General features: G+C 48.7%; 12 protein-coding genes. 10 read left to right on the top strand and 2 right to left on the bottom strand.

The genetic code is table 11. From position 1 onward, the window contains the following. Nucleotides 1-8: 8 nt before the first annotated feature. Nucleotides 9-1,769 carry a tetratricopeptide repeat protein gene (locus tag ACY2RR_RS07460; protein WP_490107513.1) on the bottom strand — a complete coding sequence of 587 codons (1,761 nt, stop codon included), beginning with the start codon at nucleotides 1,767-1,769 and terminating at the stop codon, nucleotides 9-11. 348 nt (nucleotides 1,770-2,117) lie between these two features. Here ACY2RR_RS07460 and hemA point away from each other — a divergent pair, with 348 nt between their 5' ends. The 10 genes from hemA (at nucleotide 2,118) to hemH (ending at nucleotide 15,215) form a co-directional block, all read left to right on the top strand. Further along, a complete protein-coding gene (gene hemA, locus ACY2RR_RS07455) occupies nucleotides 2,118-3,371 on the top strand; it encodes a glutamyl-tRNA reductase (protein WP_490107512.1) in 1,254 nt (417 codons plus the stop codon). A gap of 114 nt (nucleotides 3,372-3,485) precedes the next feature. Then, nucleotides 3,486-5,201 carry an F-box protein gene (locus ACY2RR_RS07450; protein ID WP_490107511.1) on the top strand — a complete coding sequence of 572 codons (1,716 nt, stop codon included), beginning with the start codon at nucleotides 3,486-3,488 and terminating at the stop codon, nucleotides 5,199-5,201. 213 nt (nucleotides 5,202-5,414) lie between these two features. Next, nucleotides 5,415-6,503: a peptide chain release factor 1 gene (gene prfA, locus ACY2RR_RS07445; RefSeq protein WP_490107510.1), complete on the top strand. Its 1,089-nt coding sequence runs from the start codon at nucleotides 5,415-5,417 to the stop codon at nucleotides 6,501-6,503. Then, nucleotides 6,503-7,357, top strand: coding sequence for a peptide chain release factor N(5)-glutamine methyltransferase (gene prmC, locus ACY2RR_RS07440; RefSeq protein WP_490107509.1), 855 nt, complete (start codon nucleotides 6,503-6,505; stop codon nucleotides 7,355-7,357). Before prfA ends, prmC begins: the two co-directional genes overlap by 1 nt. Beyond that, nucleotides 7,302-8,111, top strand: coding sequence for a HesA/MoeB/ThiF family protein (locus ACY2RR_RS07435; protein ID WP_490107508.1), 810 nt, complete (start codon nucleotides 7,302-7,304; stop codon nucleotides 8,109-8,111). Before prmC ends, ACY2RR_RS07435 begins: the two co-directional genes overlap by 56 nt. Nucleotides 8,112-8,307: 196 nt before the next feature. Continuing rightward, complete coding sequence (gene amt, locus ACY2RR_RS07430; RefSeq protein ID WP_490107507.1) at nucleotides 8,308-10,941, top strand: ammonium transporter; 2,634 nt, start codon at nucleotides 8,308-8,310, stop codon at nucleotides 10,939-10,941. A 117-nt stretch (nucleotides 10,942-11,058) separates the two neighbouring features. Next, the gene (locus ACY2RR_RS07425) at nucleotides 11,059-11,964 is read left to right on the top strand and encodes a polysaccharide deacetylase family protein (protein ID WP_490107506.1); all 906 of its coding nucleotides are present in this window, start codon (nucleotides 11,059-11,061) and stop codon (nucleotides 11,962-11,964) included. A gap of 11 nt (nucleotides 11,965-11,975) precedes the next feature. After that, complete coding sequence (locus ACY2RR_RS07420) at nucleotides 11,976-12,851, top strand: GNAT family N-acetyltransferase (protein ID WP_490107505.1); 876 nt, start codon at nucleotides 11,976-11,978, stop codon at nucleotides 12,849-12,851. 133 nt (nucleotides 12,852-12,984) lie between these two features. Then, nucleotides 12,985-14,175 (top strand): Na+/H+ antiporter NhaA, encoded by a 1,191-nt coding sequence (nhaA, locus tag ACY2RR_RS07415; RefSeq protein WP_490107504.1) that lies wholly within the window; start codon nucleotides 12,985-12,987, stop codon nucleotides 14,173-14,175. A gap of 20 nt (nucleotides 14,176-14,195) precedes the next feature. Continuing rightward, nucleotides 14,196-15,215, top strand: a complete 1,020-nt coding sequence (gene hemH, locus ACY2RR_RS07410) for a ferrochelatase (RefSeq protein ID WP_490107503.1) — start codon at nucleotides 14,196-14,198, stop codon at nucleotides 15,213-15,215. Between the two features lie 28 nt (nucleotides 15,216-15,243). Here the strand turns inward: hemH and ACY2RR_RS07405 are convergent, their stop codons facing one another. Further along, a complete protein-coding gene (locus ACY2RR_RS07405) occupies nucleotides 15,244-15,864 on the bottom strand; it encodes a YajG family lipoprotein (protein ID WP_490107502.1) in 621 nt (206 codons plus the stop codon). Between the last annotated feature and the right edge of the window lie 140 nt (nucleotides 15,865-16,004).

The following is a 16,004-nucleotide window of genomic DNA, read 5'->3' as shown; positions in this document are numbered from 1 at the left end:
GAAACGTGCTATTCCTTTTCGGCTGTTTTCAAACGCTCAATAGTCGATTTAAGAACTTCACTGTCTGGCTGTCGCTCTACAGCTGCATCCCATACTTGTATCGCTTCCTCACGATCACCGCTGACCCACAACACTTCACCTAAATGTGCTGCGACTTCTGCATCGTCAAACAACTCGTAAGCCTTTCTGAGGTAACGAAGAGACTCTTTGTAGTTACCCAGTCGGTACTCAACCCACCCCATACTGTCGATAATGGATGGATCATCCGGCTTCAGTTCATAAGCCCGGTAAACAAGTTTTTTCGCTTCCTGAATCCGGTCGGTCCTGTCTGCAAGGGTATAACCCAAAGCATTCAGTGCTGCAGCATTGTCAGGGTCTTTCTTTAGTATGCGATTCAGTTCAACTTCAAGACGGACAAGATCATCTAACTTTTCTGCCAACATAGCCCGGGAGTAAAGCAGGTTTACATTATCGGGAAACTCTTCCAGTGCCTTGTCATAAACTCTGGCAGCTTCATCGTAACCACGCTGTTCCAGCAAAACCTCACCTTCCATCATATAAAACTGGGGGGCGAAATCGGGATACTGTTCTCGAGCCTGCTGAAGATCCTGCTGTGCCATTTCCCACTGATCATGGTCAGACAACATGCGCACCAAAGAGGAGTAGGCGGGGATAAACTGCTTGCCAGGTTTTACCTTTAAATAGCTTTTGCGCCCTTCCCGCCAATCTTCCATCTGTTCAGCCAAACGCCCCAGGTAGAAGTTCGCAACGTTACTGCGCCCAGGGATTTTGCTTAGCCGATGGAAATACAAGCCAGCTTCTCCTGGCATTCCATTTTCCATAGCAACCAGAGCTACTGATAGAAGAAGCTCTGGGTTTCTGGGCTGTTGTTCAACCAGCATTTCAAACTGTCTCTGAGCCCCAGTCAGATCACCTTGCTTTACCAGCTGGCGGCCATAAAGAAGTCTCAGCCGTGGAGCTTCAGGGAATTTTTTAACAGCCACCGACAACATGGCAACGGCTTCATCCAAGCGATCCAGCTCCGCCAACAGACGCCCCTTTAAAAGCAGTGATGGGGGTTCTTCACCGTGCTCCCGGATAGTTTTGTTTATCTGGGTCAGAGCCTGATTTAGTTTTCCTAACTGATGCAACAACATGGCTCGCCCGATTTCCAGAGTCTGCTCGCCAGGGTATTGTTTCAACAGGCGGTCATATTCCCCAAGAAGCTGACTGCGGATTTCGTCATCGGCTCCACCTGCCTGAATGGCAAGAAACATAAATGGTGCATCGAGGCCCGCAGCCTGAACTTTTTCCATCTGGCCGAGGGCAAGAATGAGTTTACCTTCCCAAATCTGTTCAACGGCCTGCGCCCGAATCGCAGCAGGGTTTTCCGGATCAATTCTTACCCATAGCTGGGAGGCGTCTCTTGCTGCCTGTCTGGCATTCAGGAAAGTTGCTACTTGATAGGCTCGCTCGGCTAAACCTGGATCTTCCGTTTTGTGAGCCTGTTGCAAATAATTGCCAAGGGTCAGGTCATAACGCTGCTCGTAAGCAGCCATCTCGGCAACCAGCAGATCATAAAAAGTGTCAGGCTCAAAAGAAGCGGGAGGAAGTTCTTCCCTCTCTACTCTATGCTCAACGGCCTTCGGGGATTTTTCAGGCTGGCTACCTGTGAAACCCTGGAAGCTGTCAGGAAGATTCATGCCAGCACAACCGGTGAGCAATACCGCAGCAGCTACACCTGACAGCTGGAAAAGTTTACGACCCAAAAGGTTACGACCCCATATGTTGTGAAATGGCAGCCGGAACGAACCTTGTTTGAAAGCAGTCATGTTGTAATGAATTTTTCTCACATTCATGTGAAGAGATGGCCTCATAATGACATAAGACTCACGGGAAAACACCGAACAGATTTGCAGTCATCCAATATCCATAGGACAATCCCGTGCACCTGAATGCCTGACATAGGTGCAACAGGCCTGTATGAGCCATACCTCAACAACAATAGGGAAGGCATAACAGAGTGGGAACCATAATCTTTGTGTTCCTATTTATATTAGGTTCTGTTCCCGATGGCGTTATCAGGATCTTTGATATAGCACTCACAATGGTAGATTATGGGATTTCTCGCAGTCGGCATTAACCACCGGACGGCTCCGGTCAGCCTGAGAGAAACAGTATCGTTCACTCCAGAACAGTTAATTCCAGCACTGCAGGATATCCGGCAGCTTTCTGGTGTACAGGAAGCAGCGATTATTTCTACCTGCAACCGTACTGAGATTTATATTCAGGGCACCGCAAACGCCAGCTCCGTATTGCAGTGGCTTGGAGAGTTTCATCACACCAGCTCCTCTGATATTTCCGAGCATGCATACAGTCATCAGGAAGTCGAAGCGATTCGCCATATTATGCGCGTTGCCTCTGGTCTCGACTCCCTGGTTCTTGGTGAGCCTCAAATTCTGGGGCAGATGAAATCTGCCCACGCTGTTGCCCTGGAAGCAGGCAGCATCCACGGCCCTCTCGGCCGCATGTTCCAGAATGTGTTCACCACAGCCAAACGTGTTCGCACCCATACCACTATTGGTGAAAACCCGGTTTCCGTTGCTTTTGCAGCGGTCAGCCTGGCCCGGCAAATATTTTCAAATCTGCAAGAGAACACCGCACTTCTGATAGGCGCCGGTGAAACCATTGATTTGGTAGCGCAACATCTGAAAGAGCAAGGCGTAGGTAAGATTATTATTGCCAACCGAACCCTTGAGCGAGCTTTAAAGCTGGCAGACAAATTTTCCGGTGAAGCAATTCTGCTGGCAGATATTCCCGAATACCTGCATCAGGCAGATATTGTGATTGCTTCTACAGCCAGTCAGCTTCCGATACTGGGAAAAGGCGCTGTTGAACGCGCCCTGAAAAAGCGCCGCCATAATCCCATGTTTATGGTGGATATTGCTGTTCCCCGTGATATTGAGCCGGAAGTTGGCAGGCTTGCAGATATCTACCTGTACACAGTGGACGACCTGCGAGAAGTCATTGAAGACAATGTTCGCAGTCGCCAGGAAGCAGCTATTGAAGCTGAAAAGCTGGTGATATCCGGGGCCGATGAGTTTCTGGCTCATATGCGCTCGCTGGATTCCGTGGAAGTTGTACGTTCTTATCGTTCTCAGGCAGAAACCATTCAAACTCAGGAGCTGGCAAAAGCCATGCGGCTTCTGGAAAATGGCCGGCCACCAGAGCAGGTTCTACAACAGCTGGCCAGAGGCCTGACCAACAAATTGATTCACTCTCCTTGTGTACAGATGCGTAAAGCAGGCAGCGAAGGCAAAACCGAGCGCCTTGACTGGGCACGGGAACTGCTGGAACTGCCACAGGAATAGCTTCCGCCTCACAACCCCTTGCAACTTTTCCTGACACCTTTGTTAAAACCAACTGCGAACTGGTTTAGCAAAGAGTAATCCAACCTCCATGACTCTCAACATGGAGGTTTCCCCATGCCAAGAATGGAAAGCGTTAAACGATGCCTGCAGGCACCTATGACTGCCGCAAGCAGTCTTGCTACTCGCGGCCTTAATACCGTTCGCTCCTGGATGGGTTTTGCTGTGGAAGCCGAAGAAGGGAGTGCATCGCTCCCTCGCAAACGTAAAGCCGAATCTCAGGATGCAGAGGTTTGCCAAGCCAAAAGAGTTAGGGTCGGACAATGTGATACGAGCCATTCAATAGCTGGAAAACGCAAGCTCCAAGGTAGTCTCAGCGAACACACTTCATCATCGAAGAGAGTAAAAACTGAAGACACGAAAAAGTCGCAGTTTGAGAAACTGCCTACCGAGGTACAGGTGATAATTTTTCGATACCTTAGTCCTGTAGATTTACACCGAGCCAGAAACGCTTGCTATACGTTTTATAAAAATATTGATCAACAGGTGGTTCCCCCATCAAGCGATCAGTATTCAGCAGCTGTAGAAAGGGTACTTAAAGTCCCTGATAGCATCCCACACACCCTGAGTGGCCAACAATGCTTAGAGTTGCTGGATAATATTTGTTATGGCTTTATAAAAGAAAACTGGTCAAGCGAAGAACTTTGTAAAGCCGCAAAAAGCTTATGCTGTTCCGCTACACCTGAGCGTACGAAATCTCTGGCCATGTTGATACAAATTACAGGGGCGCAGGGCCGCGCAGATAATATGGAGCTCTTGATGTTCTGCATAAATTTTTATGCAAGAAATCACCTCCACCCTCATCAATATTCCGCTATTCGCAGAACTCTGGTTGGCCAGGTTGCTCTAATAGGTCTCGCCAACGCATCAGCAATGCCTGCACAAGCCAAACATTTGCATGCTGCCGACCCAAAGGCTCAGACATATTTTACTGACATTGTTAAAAAATGGGCTTGTGACGAGTGCACCGATAACCAGCTTAAAGAGCTGTGTTTATTTTTGCTGCATGGAATATTTGATAAAGAACAACGCACAGAAATCCTTGAAATCCTTCTGCCAAACTTCATATCAGGTATTTCATCAAGTAACCAATATTTGCTAGTGGCTGTTATCCACCTATTGGCAACCGCTGATAATTTAACTGCCAGAGAAAATGAAATATTTGAAATTCTTCTGGACATGATTGAACCCACGTTGTCTGGAAGAACTGTCGTACCTAAAGGAAAATCTGGTTCCTATTCTTTCTTCTATACAGGTGCATTGCAGTCACTCATCAAACAGATGAGGGACAAAAGCGGCCCCGCCGTTGATAGGATAAGAGATACTTACTGTCGGTTTGTCGAGATATTCCTCCAACAGCCGCAGCGTAAAGATTACTCCTGTGTAGGCAACTTCGGCACGTGTCACCCTTGCTTCGGTATTGATACCCCAGCGGCTCAAGCAACCCTCAAGTGTTTTTATGAGTTGCTCACACACCCAAAAAGTTTCTTGATACGGAATAGCAATTACCACGACACTGCAGTTGTCATGCCTGCTCTACTGGAGGGGTTTCAACGCCAGGGCTTTGATATAAACCCGATCATCCGGAAATTCTGTAGAGAGCTTGAAGGTCACGAACTAGTAACCTCAGGCGAGCCATCCAGTTATCAGCAGGACTTAGTTGCCAGCTTGAAAGATTTGATAGATAACACAGTTTTAGAAGACTCAACCCAAAATGCTATGTGGCAAGTGATTGCTAAGCTCGAACAGATAAATCAGCCAGACCAAGAATAAAGATGTGTATCGGGGTAGCGGTTGAAAACCATGGTTCAACTCTGCCTACCCCACACTGCACCAGCAATGTGATATATTGCCATCTGATAGCAGAATATCATTTGACTTGATAGCCGGGCCTTAGGCCCTGTAAAGCTCGCAGCCTTACTTTGTTACTCTCGAGCTGTTCAGGTTGTTGTTCACACAGTTGTGTAAAACTCCACCCAAACCTATATGAAAGAATCATTGCTGGCCCGGCTCGACAGCCTGGTTGACCGTTTTGAAGAACTGGGCGCCCTGCTCAGCGATCCGGATGTGATTGGAGATCAGGACAAGTTCCGCAAATTCTCCAAAGAGTACTCCGAGCTTGAAGGCGTAACTCAGTGCTACCAGAGTTACCGCCAGACCAAAGATGATCTGGCAGAAGCCAAAAGCATGCTCAGTGATGGCGACGCTGAGATGAAAGAGCTGGCTGAAGAAGAGATTAAAGATGCCAGCGCCCGCCTGGAAATCCAGGAACAGGAACTGCAGATTCTCCTCCTGCCAAAAGACCCTGACGACGCCAACAACGTTTTCCTTGAAATCCGTGCCGGTACCGGTGGTGACGAAGCGGCGATCTTTGCTGGCGACCTGTTCCGCATGTACTCCCGCTACGCAGAAACCTGCCGCTGGAAGATTGAAGTGATCAGCGCCAGCGATGGTGAGCACGGCGGTTACCGGGAAATCATTACCCGGGTTGTGGGTGAAGATGTGTATGCTCGCCTGAAGTTTGAATCCGGTGCTCACCGGGTGCAGCGTGTTCCTACCACCGAATCCCAGGGCCGCATTCATACCTCTGCCTGCACAGTTGCGATCATGCCTGAGCCAAACGAGCAGGAAGAGATTAATATCCGCAAAGAAGATTTGCGTATCGACACCTATCGCTCTTCCGGTGCCGGTGGTCAGCACGTAAACACCACGGATTCCGCTATTCGAATCACTCACCTGCCGACAGGTTTGGTAGTTGAATGTCAGGACGAACGTTCCCAGCATAAGAACAAAGCCAAGGCCATGGCATTACTGTCTGCCCGCCTGAAAACAGCTCAACAGGATGCCGCGGCGAAAGAGATTTCTGATGCACGTAAGAGCCTTGTTGGCAGTGGCGACCGTTCCGAACGTATCCGTACCTATAACTATCCTCAGGGCCGGGTGACCGATCACCGCATTAACCTGACTCTCTACAAGTTGCCGGACATTATGGAAGGCGATCTTGCACCGGTTATCGAACCTCTTATGACAGAACATCAGGCGGAGCAGCTATCTGCTCTTTCCCAGGATTCCTGATGCCATCCAGTCGTATAGATGACCTGCTGACCAGAGCCAGTGAACTATCCCTGGTCAGCGATACCGCCCGACTCGACCTTGAACTGCTGATTTGCCATGTACTGGGCAAGTCCCGCAGTTTTTTGTTTTCGTATCCTGAATACGAACTGACGTCTACACAGACTTTGCAGTTTGAACAATTGTTCGAGAAACGCCTGCAAGGCCACCCAATTGCTCACCTTACCGGAACCAGAGAGTTCTGGAGTCTGGAATTACAGGTTGAGCCCAGCACGCTGATTCCACGGCCAGATACAGAGTGTCTTATTGAGCACGCTCTGGAACTGTTTGGTCACAAACCTCTGAAGGCACTGGATCTTGGCACCGGAACCGGAGCCATCGCGCTGGCTCTGGCAAAAGAAAGACCAGGCTGGACAGTATACGGCTGCGACCGCGTACCAGAAGCTGTTGCACTGGCACGCAGAAATGCCGTGCACAACAAGCTGGAAAAGGTGCAGTTTTTTGAGAGTAACTGGTTTACTCATCTGCCAGAACAGACTTTTGATCTGATAGTCAGCAACCCTCCCTACATTGTTGATAACGACCCTCACCTTCAGCAGGGTGATGTGCGCTTCGAGCCTCTCAGCGCACTCACCTCTGGCACTGACGGGCTGGATGATATCCGACATATCAGCAATCAGTCCCCCAAATGGTTGAACAACAACGGATGGCTGATGATGGAACACGGTTACCACCAGGGTGAGCAGGTCAGAAATATTTTGTCGGACAACGGTTTTACCAACATCAGAACAATGCAGGATCTTGCTGGTCACGACCGCATTACCACAGGCCAGATCAGCAAACCCTCTGGAGAATGACAGTAACACCATGATGAATGACGACCAGCTGTTACGTTACAGCCGCCAGATCATGCTGCCGGAGTTTGATATTGCCGGGCAGGAAAAGCTTTTAGCCGCCAAGGTACTGATCATTGGCGCTGGCGGGCTGGGGTGCCCTGTTGCACTTTACCTTGCGGCCGCAGGCGTTGGGTCACTGACCATTTGTGATTACGATCAGGTTGACCTCAGTAACCTGCAACGCCAAATTGCTCATACAACCCGTGACCTGGGCAAAGACAAAGTGGTTTCTCTTACCGAAAGCATTCATGCCCTGAATCCCGACACTCACGTAAATGCCATTACCAAACACCTGGAAGGTGAAGAACTGGCTGAACAGGTCGCCCAGGCAACAATTGTTATTGAGTGCACTGATAACTTCCCGTCTCGTTTTTTGCTAAACAGCCTTTGTGTTCAAAATCAAAAACCTTTGGTGTCTGGTGCCGCAACTGGCTTTAACGGGCAGGTTGCTGTTTTCAATAATTCGCCTGAATGTCCCTGTTATAACTGCCTGTACAGTGATGTTGATGAACAGCAGTTGTCCTGCAGCGAGACAGGCATTCTTTCCCCGATTACCGGTGTGATTGGCTCTCTTCAAGCGACTGAAGCTATAAAGATAATTGCAGGTATCGGTAAGCCTCTCACTGGGAAACTGATGATCTTTGATGGTTTGTCTATGGATATTCGCACCATGGGGTTGACCAAAGATCCTGAGTGTAAAACCTGCTCTGCATAATGTTTTGCCGGAGAAGGGATTCCTCTTCTCCACTCTTCAACCGAAGCTCAGACCAAGCGTCAAAAACTCGTTACTCATATTTGGCACCCCTCCTCTCAATCTCCAGAAAAATCACCAAAAGCTCAAACTGACAACAGGGCTGCATTGCTAAGGTTTATAGAAGGAATTCTTAAAACGCTTTAGGCATGGAACCCCTATGGCTCCAGACACTTGGGACTACCTGATTCTCTTTGTTTCTCTTGGCCTGCTGATGCTTATGCAGGCTGGGTTCCTGTGCCTGGAAAGTGGTCTGGTTCGCTCGAAAAACAACATCAACGTTGCCGCGAAAAACCTGATGGATATGGTGCTGGCCATCCTGCTGTTCTGGCTGATTGGCTACAACATGATGTTTGGGGAGTCTGAAAACTCTTTTGTCGGCGAGTTTTCATCCTTTAATTTTGACCCCGAAGATACCTTCCACCCGCTTTTCTTTATGTTTCAGGCCATGTTCGCAGCCACTGCAGGAAGTATTGTCTCTGGGGCAATCGCTGAACGCTGCAAGCTTTTTGCCTATGTTTTGATAGTTGTTCTCACCTGCGGGCTGATTTACCCCATTGCGGGTCACTGGTCCTGGGGCGGAAGTTACACAGGCTTTTCCAGCGGTTGGCTGGAAAACATGGGCTTTATCGACTTTGCCGGCTCCACCATTGTTCATATTACCGGTGGCAGTATCGCTCTGGCCGCTGTGCTGGTGATAGGAGCACGTAACGGTCGTTACGCTCCCGGCCATGAAAATGCCTTCCAGGGGCAAAACCTGATGATTTCCGTTGTCGGTATTCTGCTGCTCTGGTGCGGTTGGATGGGCTTTAACGGCGGCAGTAGCCTGTTTGCCAAAGAGCAGCTTCCCACCATTCTCTTCAATACTGCCATAGGTGGAGCCGCAGGCAGTTTCGGCGCCATGGTTTACAGCCTGACTTTCCGCCGGAATATCGACATTCTCCTGCTCAGTAATGGTGTTCTGGCAGGGCTGGTCAGTATTACAGCAGGCTGTAATATTTATGCGCCCGCAGACACGGTTATTGTTGGTTTAACCGGGGGAATCATTGCCTCACTGGGCAGAGCAACTCTGGACTGGTTCAGAATTGATGACGCAGTGAGCGCTGTACCTGTTCATCTTTTGGCTGGAATCTGGGGAACACTCGCCGTAGCCCTGTTCGGCGAAACCATGATGTTCCCCAGAAACTTCTCCCGCATGGAGCTTTTGGAAGTTCAGTTCTATGGAGCCATGGCAACAATGGCCTGGGCCTTTGGGGTTGGCTTTGTCTGCCTCTGGACGATCAACCGTTTCTGGTCACTTCGGGTGACTCCGGAAGATGAACAGCGTGGCCTGAATATCGCCGAGCATGGAGCCAGAACCGAGCTGTATGATTTGCTGGTTGATATGAAACAACAGGAAGTCAGCAAAGACTTCACCAAACTGGTAAGGGTTGAGCCATTTACCGATATTGGTCAGGTCGCTACCCAGTACAATCAGGTAGCCGAACAGTTCAACTCATCACAAAGTGCCCTGAAAGAAACCATTAATAATCTGGAAGATACCCAGAAACGCCTGGACTCCGCTCGTAAAAAAGCAGAAACCGCCAACCGCCATAAGAGCGAATTCCTGGCCAATATGAGCCATGAAATCCGCACGCCTATAAACGGCATCATTGGCATGTCTGAGCTTCTTCTACAGGAAGAGCAATCCAAAACCCGTCATCACTATCTGGACATTATTCACTCTTCCGCCACCAGCCTGATAGATATCATCAACGATATTCTGGATTACTCAAAAATAGAGGCCGGACAGCTGACACTGGAAGAAACCAATTTCAGCCTTAACGATTTGATGCACCAGTGTGAGAATATTTTTGCTTTGCGGGCAGAACAAAAAGGGCTGGATTTCCGGTTAGAAGTCGATGAAGGAATTACAGGCCTGCAAAAAGGTGATCCAACCCGACTCAGGCAGGTTATCGTTAACATGCTTGGCAATGCATTTAAATTCACAGAGAAGGGCAGCATCGTTCTTTCTGTGAAGATTGCTGGTGATACAGAAAAAGAGAATTCCAGCCTGCTGACATTCAGTGTTAAGGATTCCGGAATAGGCCTCACAGAAACTCAGCAACAACACATCTTTCAGGCTTTCCGACAAGCTGATAACTCCACAACCAGAAAGTATGGCGGCACCGGGCTTGGGTTAAGCATATCTCGTCGTCTAACCACTTTGATGGGTGGAGAGCTTTCTGTAAAAAGTGTTTACGGTGAAGGCGCAGAGTTCCTGTTCACCATTCCTATGGAAACTGTTGAGAGTTCAGTAAAGAACACAACTGATACTAAAGAAGCCTACAAAGCTGCACACCAGACCCAACTCACACCATCCCGAAAAGTTCACACAACCTGTTCAAATCTTGAGAGTTTGAAAGTACTGGTTGCTGAAGATAACAAAGTGAATCAACTGGTGATTCGCAAGTATCTGCAAAAGCTGGGCATCACTCCCAAGCTGGTAGAAAACGGCAAGCTGGCGCTGGAATGGTGGAAAGATAACGATATAGACCTGATCCTGATGGACTGTGAAATGCCAGAAATGGATGGCCTGACTGCAACCAAAGCTATTCGCGAACAACAGCAATCCCGCCCTGACTCATCAACAATGATTATTGGCTTAAGCGCCCATGCCATGAAAGAACATATCGACAGCGCCTTTGCTGCCGGTATGGATGACTACCTCACCAAACCCCTCACCCTTGAGCAGCTTCAGGATTGTTTAACAAAGCATTTCCGTCCTGACTCTGAACAGCAGCAAACCTCCTGAGTACAATCTTTGTAAGAGCATCTTTGTAAGAGCACCTTCGCCAAAGCAACCTTTGCCAGAGCAGGCTTTGTCACCTATATCTTGTGCGCTACCGGACAAGAACACCATTGAACGTCAATGCCTGAATACTTTCCACGTGACTTTTGCGGTTACGGTGCTAACCAGCCAGATGTAAGCTGGCCAGACAATCATCAGTTGGCCCTGAATGTCGTTGTTAACTACGAAGAAGGCTCCGAGTCCTGCCCACAGGATGGGGATGAAGTATCGGAATCATGGCTGACAGATATTCCCGGTTTAAAGGCACATCCTCACCGCCACATGTCCTGTGAATCTGTATTTAACTATGGTGCCAGAGCAGGCGCCTGGCGGTTAATCAGAACACTTCAGGAGTTTGAAATACCAGCAACAGTGTTTGCCTGCGGACTGGCTCTTGAGCGTAATCCAGATATTGCCAGAGCGTTCCATAATGCAGGCTGGGAACTCGCAGGTCACGGCTGGCGCTGGCTGGATTACAGCCATTTTTCAGAGGAAGAAGAGTGTCGCCATATGCGGCGAACTCTGGAGGTTATTGAAAGGTTTACCGGCCAAAAACCTTCTGGCTGGTACACCGGGCGCAAAAGCCCTTACACAAGAGCACTCGCCCTGCATCATGGCCTGCTATGGGATTCTGATGCCTATGACGATGATATTCCCTACACCGTTCATATCGAAGGTCATGATCATCTGGTTATTCCCTATACACTGATCAGCAATGACTGCCGTTACTGCATGTCTCCAGGCTGGAATACTCCCGAAGATGCCTGGCTGACACTTAAATCAACGTTCGACACTCTTTATCGCGAAGGTGCATCAACCCCTCGTATGATGACTGTTGCTCTGCACAGCCGTTTATCAGGCCATCCGGGCAGAGCTGATGCTGTGCGGCGTTTTCTTGAATATGCACACCAGCATAATGGCGTGTGGTTCTGTCGCAGGAACGACATCGCTCAGCACTGGCTGCAGCAAACACTACATTCCAAATAACAGTCATCACCATGACTACACATCAAGCTGCCGAAAATATCTCCATCAAAGCCATGTCACAAAATGAAGCTGACATGATGATTACGGAAGCTAACAAAGAAGGCTGGAACCTTGGATTGCATGACGCCAAAACCTTTCACACCATAAACCCAGATGGTCTGCTGTGCATACATGTAAACGATGAACCCGCCGGATTCTCTTCCGTTATGCGTTACGACGAGAACTACGCGTTCTTTGGGTTGTATATCGTCAAAAAAGCTTTTCGTAGCAAGGGTTATGGCATGACCATGACTCGCAAGAGATTGGAGCTTGCCGGTAATCGCTGTATAGGTCTTGATGGTGTTCCGGAAAATGTAGAAATTTATTCCCGCATTGGTTTTCAGCCAACCTTCCGCAACCTGCGTTTTTCTATTGAGAAACAAGATCTTTCTGCACTCAATCCGCCGAGTGAAGAAATATCTATAGCTCCTCTCACCAGTATTCCTGCTGAGATTTTAGACTCTTTTGATCGACTATTTTTTCCAGCCTACCGGCGAGAATTTTTAGATATCTGGTGTTCACAACCTGACTGCATTGCTGTGGCAGCGTTACATAATGGTTCATTGCAGGGCTATATCGTTATCCGCCCTTGCCAGACGGGCAGTAAAATAGGCCCCCTTTTCGCCCTAAATTATTATGTTGCTGAGACTTTATTTGCCTGTGCTGCATTTCGCACCAAAAGATGGCCACTTTACATTGACGCACCAGAGGCGAACAAAAATGCAATGAAAATACTACAAAAACCACACATATCGGTTATCAGTGAGACGGTGCGTATGCATATTGGTACTCCACCACCGTTTAACCTTTACGGAGTCTACGGGGTAACAACTCTGGAGATGGGCTGATCGAAAGCAATCAAGAGCAAATTCTCTTCAATAATTAAAAATCTATTGATACTCTCTACCATCCGACGAAGCTGCACTTCATTTTATACGTACACAAGCAGCACTACTCGCAACAAAGGCTAATAACAACCTTATGGTTACAGCAATCCAACGCTTTCTTCACAAGGATACATCCGTCGGCATATTGCTGGTTGGTGCAGCCATACTGGCGATGCTGGCTGCTAATACTCCACTCGATACGTTCTACAACATGCTTCTGTCTGTACCTATTACGGTAGCGATTGGGGCACTGGAAATATCCAAGCCCATGCTGTTGTGGATCAACGATGGTTTGATGGCGTTGTTCTTCCTTTTGATTGGCCTTGAGGTTAAGCGGGAATTTATTTCCGGAGAGCTATCTTCTCGAAGTCAAATTGTACTTCCGGCTGTTGCTGCTGTCGGCGGTATGGTTGTACCGGCACTGTTTTATATTGCTCTTAACTACGACAACCCGATTGCTATCAAGGGTTGGGCTATCCCAACAGCAACAGACATTGCATTTTCTCTCGGGGTTCTGGCTCTGCTCGGTTCCCGAGTTCCCCCAGCTCTTAAGATTTTCCTGATGGCTCTGGCTATTATTGATGACCTTGGCGCTATCATTATCATTGCTCTGTTCTATACCTCTGAGCTATCCACTATTTCCATTGTGCTGGCCTCGATCTGTCTGGTAGTTCTTATTTTCTTCAACCGCGCGGGAATCACACGGCTAGGCCCCTATATGTTCGTTGGGGTGATTATGTGGACCTGTGTGCTGAAGTCTGGCGTTCACGCGACTCTTGCAGGTGTCGCTCTTGCCTTTACCATTCCTCTGAGAGCGTTGAATGAAGATGGTCGCTCCCCTCTGGTAGAACTTGAACATAAGCTCCACAGCTGGGTTAACTTTTTCATCCTTCCGCTGTTTGCCTTTGCCAACGCTGGTGTTGCTATGAGCTGGGCACAGGTTCAGGGGCTTATGGACCCAAGCCCTCTGGGGGTTATTACCGGCCTGTTCCTGGGCAAACAAATTGGTGTATTCCTGTTTACCGCAGTCACCATCAAGTTTGGTTTTGCCCGCCTGCCGACAGAGACAAAGTGGATGCATATTTACGGCATGTCACTTCTGTGCGGTATTGGTTTCACCATGAGTCTGTTTATTGGCTCGCTGGCCTTCGAAACAACCGGAGCCGAATACCTGATTGCTGACCGTGCTGGTATTCTTGTTGGTTCGTTCCTGTCTGCGATACTTGGCTTCCTGGTTTTGAAGTCCATACCAGAAGACAAAACACAACCGGGAATAAACCGTTAAGCAAGTTCATGGAAAGAAAAATGAAGGGCAGAGCTGTACTTCTGGTCAACCTTGGATCGCCAGACTCAACGTCCGTTGCCGATGTACGCAGGTATCTGAATCAGTTTCTGATGGATCCCTGCGTTATCGACTTGCCCTGGCCGCTCAGGCGATTCATTGTCAGTGCTTTTGTTCTGCCCACTCGTCCTGCCAAGTCTGCTGAAGCTTACGAAAGCGTCTGGCTGGATGAGGGTTCGCCTCTGAAAGTTATCAGCCAAAAGCTGACGGATAAGGTTTCTTCAAAAACTAGTCTTCCTGTTTCACTGGCTATGCGTTATGGCAATCCTTCTATGGAACAGGAGCTGTTAAAACTTTCTGCGCTGGAAGATATTGAAGAAATCCTGCTACTGCCTCTTTATCCTCACTACGCAATGTCGTCGGTGAAAACCTGTCTTATTGAGGCTGAAAGGGTTATGCAGGAGCACAACCTGTCCCAGAAACTGACTATTCATCCGGTGTTTTACCAGCACCCGGATTATATCGAGAGCCTGGTCCGCAGCGCCCACCCTTTGGTTGAGGAACTGAATGCCGGGCAGTGGGATCACATACTGTTCAGCTATCACGGTGTTCCCGAAAGACACATAAAAAAAGATGACCCTACCGGCAGCCATTGTCTGAGCCCTGACTGCTGCAATCGTCCTTCAAAAGCTCATGAAACCTGTTATCGCCATCAGGTTTTCAAAACCACTGAGAAGTTCGTAGAAGCAACAGGTATTGAAGAGAACAAATGGAGTCTCGCCTTCCAATCCCGTCTGGGCAGAGCCAAGTGGCTGGAGCCTGCGGCAGATCAATCAATCAGGGATCTGGCTGCGAAAGGTGTTAAAAAACTTCTGGTGATCTGCCCGGCCTTTACGGTGGATTGTCTGGAAACTCTGGAAGAAATCGGCATGCAGGCCAAAGAAGACTTTGCGGCTCACGGCGGCGAAGAACTGAAACTTATCCCCTGCCTGAATGATAATGATGACTGGGCAGAAACCCTGGCTCGCTGGAGTGAAGCCTGAGCATTGCGCTCAGGCCTTCGCAAACATCTTACAGCCTTGCCATAAAACGCATTAATCCCGGATCTTCAAAAGCCCGGCCAATCGCTTTGCTGAGAATGTCGTTAATCATTTCAGCATTCTCTTCATCCGAGGGAGCTTTCAGCACTCTGCGATTATCTTCAGCGGAGTACACGCCCTGATAGAACTCACTTCCTTCACGGGCAATTACCCGAACAGATGCTTTCAAATCAACTTTTGAAACATAACTGCTGGCAGGCACTCTGTAGGAAAGCGTATCGATATAAACCTGAAACTGAGGTGATTCGGAAGAACTGACCGTTTGCATGCCAAGCTCCTGCAAAGCCTTCTCAACAGAAGTACGCACCGCATTCTGGAGATTATTAGCAACACCAATCCGGTTACTGTCGTTATAAACACCACCGCGGGTTCCCAGCCACGGTGTCAGACGTTCATCATAAACGGTAACCGTAATCGGTCCACTCAACTTCACACTGCTTGCCGCTGGCTTCACATCAGGTGCCAGAATCACATTCTGGGGACTCAGTGCGCACCCACTCAATACACCAACAAGCAGAAGGCTCGCAAGCCCCTTCAGGGAAAACAATCGTCTGACCATACCTGTCACACCTGCTGTTTCTGTGTTCATCATTCGTAAGTGGATTGTCTCTTCTCCATCACCTCTTCGCAATGCCTTGCCCCTCTGCACTTTCACAGTTTGGCAAACCCAAGGCCTGAAGATATAGTTCAGGGCAGCCCAGACCAAAAGTCTGAGATGACAATAAAGCTGTA

It is taken from the genome of Parendozoicomonas sp. 2304DJ65-17 (assembly GCF_058148445.1).
This window is presented reverse-complemented; position numbering and strand designations above follow the sequence as displayed.

What these genes read in the sequence shown, in the direction of transcription:
- hemH (WP_490107503.1), top strand. Translation starts at nt 14,196, where the DNA reads ATGAAGGGCAGAGCTGTACTTCTGGTCAACCTTGGATCGCCAGACTCA.
- ACY2RR_RS07425 (WP_490107506.1), top strand. Translation starts at nt 11,059, where the DNA reads ATGCCTGAATACTTTCCACGTGACTTTTGCGGTTACGGTGCTAACCAG.
- ACY2RR_RS07420 (WP_490107505.1), top strand. Translation starts at nt 11,976, where the DNA reads ATGACTACACATCAAGCTGCCGAAAATATCTCCATCAAAGCCATGTCA.
- prmC (WP_490107509.1), top strand. Translation starts at nt 6,503, where the DNA reads ATGCCATCCAGTCGTATAGATGACCTGCTGACCAGAGCCAGTGAACTA.
- amt (WP_490107507.1), top strand. Translation starts at nt 8,308, where the DNA reads ATGGCTCCAGACACTTGGGACTACCTGATTCTCTTTGTTTCTCTTGGC.
- hemA (WP_490107512.1), top strand. Translation starts at nt 2,118, where the DNA reads ATGGGATTTCTCGCAGTCGGCATTAACCACCGGACGGCTCCGGTCAGC.
- ACY2RR_RS07450 (WP_490107511.1), top strand. Translation starts at nt 3,486, where the DNA reads ATGCCAAGAATGGAAAGCGTTAAACGATGCCTGCAGGCACCTATGACT.
- prfA (WP_490107510.1), top strand. Translation starts at nt 5,415, where the DNA reads ATGAAAGAATCATTGCTGGCCCGGCTCGACAGCCTGGTTGACCGTTTT.
- ACY2RR_RS07405 (WP_490107502.1), bottom strand. Translation starts at nt 15,864, where the DNA reads ATGATGAACACAGAAACAGCAGGTGTGACAGGTATGGTCAGACGATTG.
- nhaA (WP_490107504.1), top strand. Translation starts at nt 12,985, where the DNA reads ATGGTTACAGCAATCCAACGCTTTCTTCACAAGGATACATCCGTCGGC.